General features: G+C 46.9%; 3 protein-coding genes and 1 pseudogene. 1 reads left to right on the top strand and 3 read right to left on the bottom strand.

Annotated elements, in window-relative coordinates:
- A pseudogene (locus E0L15_RS12060) lies at positions 1 to 219 on the top strand (IS110 family transposase); the annotation flags it as partial.
- On the opposite strand, the gene E0L15_RS12055 reads toward E0L15_RS12060, so the two are convergent.
- The 3 genes from E0L15_RS12055 to E0L15_RS12045 all read right to left on the bottom strand — a co-directional run.
- Positions 203 to 790 carry a hypothetical protein gene (locus tag E0L15_RS12055; RefSeq protein WP_168125792.1) on the bottom strand — a complete coding sequence of 196 codons (588 nt, stop codon included), beginning with the start codon at positions 788 to 790 and terminating at the stop codon, positions 203 to 205. The pseudogene E0L15_RS12060 and the gene E0L15_RS12055 overlap by 17 nt on opposite strands.
- Positions 791 to 1216: 426 nt before the next feature.
- Positions 1217 to 2077, bottom strand: coding sequence for a hypothetical protein (locus E0L15_RS12050; protein ID WP_168125790.1), 861 nt, complete (start codon positions 2075 to 2077; stop codon positions 1217 to 1219).
- Positions 2074 to 2496: DUF6076 domain-containing protein (locus E0L15_RS12045; protein ID WP_243155486.1), on the bottom strand; the 423-nt coding region annotated here is incomplete at its 5' end. The genes E0L15_RS12050 and E0L15_RS12045, both read right to left, overlap by 4 nt.

Here is a 2496-nt window from a genome sequence, read left to right as displayed (position 1 = left end):
CCACATCTGCGTAAAACACTCTACCAGATCGTCTGCACTTACCTGAAAAAATCCCCGGCAGATGAGCCAGTCTACCAGTTCCTCGATAAGAAACGCAGCGAGGGTAAACCCTATTTCGTCTACATGACCGCTGCTCAAAACAAGTTCCTGCGTATCTACTACGCCCGCGTAAAGGAGTGCCTTGAGGCATTTGATGTGCAAACTACCGAGCAAAAGTGATTTTTAACAACCAAATTTTACCTCGGCCGGTGAGTGCTTTCTCTCCGGTCTGATTTGTTGCACCCTTTTTCGGTCTCGCAAATTTTGCGGGACTTTTTTCATTTTGGTGCTTGACTTTTATTTGCAGGACTCCATTTCTCATGTTATCGCATAAATCAAACTTTATTTTTTTGTAATCATAGGATATATATTCGACTCTGTATGTACTAATAATTTCAGGAACGGTCAGCTTAATTGCTATGGCTTCACCAATATTTAAGAATCCAAATTTTCCGGTTAAGTGTTCACCTACTACATTCATCTCATCGTCGAATTCATATTGAAATATTTTAAGATTCCATATTCCTTGGCTAGATATGATAACGAATACATTATACGCATCTTCCTCAAGAATCACAGTCTCTATCACGTCGTACTTAGCATGGTCAAAATCTTTAGCTCCCTCAATAGCAAGTTTATCAGAATATAGCCCTCTGCTCTGAAAAGTTGCTATTGTCCTCCCTATAAAATAAATCACAAACAAAATCAACGTCGCCACAGATGAAACTGTCCCTAGAATATTTTGCCACATTCTATATAATCTCCTCTATTTCCAATTCGCTTTGTATATCCGTTTAGTGCCCAAGCACCTATCCTTCTTCCCCGCCAACTGGTTAACACACGTTTTAGTTTCTCCTTACCAAGTGTCTATACAGCCTATTCAACAAAGCAGAGCACTGTTATCGGAACGCATACCCAGGAGCAAAAACAAATGTGGGAAGAAATCTACTTGTCCATCAACAACGATGCACTTATAATCTTTATCCTACAAATCCTATCCAATACCAATCATGAAAAACCACTACTTTTCCTTTGCATTTCAAAATATCCCATATATAGAATAGCACTGAATGTAATAAAATTCTATTTTCAATATTTTATTACAACAGCCGTCCAATAAACAGGACAGCAGAAGTTGAGCCACTAAAAACAACACTCAGAGGCATCATTCCCCTTTTCACACAGAATGCAATGGTATTTTGACTTCTGTCGGTACAGCTCGATCCACCATCCGCCTGGCTCGACGCAGCTTCCATGCAAGGCTATCCAAACACCGATCCCGCAGCCGCTTGATTGCCTGATCCTTGGCTTTCTCCACGCCAGACTCCTTCGTGCGGCTGCGTATGGCGATTTCCCGCAGATCTGACTTGGGGTGGCCATACACGCCGAAGCACCGTCCCAGAATCTCCTGATCCTTCTTGGAAAGCTGCAGAAACTCTTCCCGCAGGCATTCCATAGTCAATGACCGAATTACAGTTTCTTCTGGTGACTCAGACAACCAGCCTGGCGTGAGCCGCTCCAAGATGTCTCCATCCTCTTCCGGGTCTTGCAGGTCATAGACAGAGAAGAAATGCGTGGGGTATGCAACGGCTCTGGCTGCTGTAGGAAATGAGATGCCCAGCGCCTGGCTGATCTGCTCCACACTCTCCCCTTTTTGATGATAGCGTTTCTGTGCCTTTCGCACCAACCCCATGCTGTCCCGGTCCAGAGATAGTGTCCCCAAGCTGCATTCCAAATGCCGCCGCATGGCTCCGTCCAAAAACGGGGTGACATAAGTAGTGAATCGACCCTTTCCCGCATCATAACCGCCGGTTCGGACGCACTCCACCAGTGCCAGCCTTCCTACGCTCTCCAGTTCGGAGAGCATTTCTTTTGCATAATCACTCAAGGCACCATATTGGTTTTGCCTCAGGCAGTGATACTGCCGGGCAATCGACCAGGCACGATTCTTCACCAGACCTGTGTTCACCAGGCACAGTTTGGTCAAGGCAGCCTCATCCCCGTTGGAGATTCGCACCAACAGTTCCTCGTTGGTCATGCATCGTCACCGTCCTTCACCTTGCGGGGACGGCCTCGAGGTCTGGTCTGACGGGCCACTCTGCAAATCGAATAGAGATGCTGGGAAGAGATGGATCGCTCAAAATCTTCATTGGAGATGTCAGAGCTACTCAGTGCGTCAAACAGCCTGTCCCGAACGGCATCCTTCAGCCGCCGCATTTCCTCCTCTGTGATAATCCCCCGCTGATAATCCTTTCGGATGCGGTTGAAGGCAGTGATCTTGGTCTTGATCTTTGGCACATCCCGGGCCAGTTCCTTCTGAATCTCATAGCTGCCATACTGTCGGCAGGTAAAGCGCTCATCCAGCGGACAGCGGCCCTCACAGTAGAGCACATGGGCGCCGCTTCGTACCAGAAAATATTTCTTGCAGACAATGCACCGTCGGATGTTATATCCGGC

The organism is Pseudoflavonifractor sp. SW1122 (genome assembly GCF_012027765.1).
GTDB classification, from domain to species: Bacteria; Bacillota; Clostridia; order Oscillospirales; family Oscillospiraceae; genus Enterenecus; species Enterenecus faecium.
This window is presented reverse-complemented; position numbering and strand designations above follow the sequence as displayed.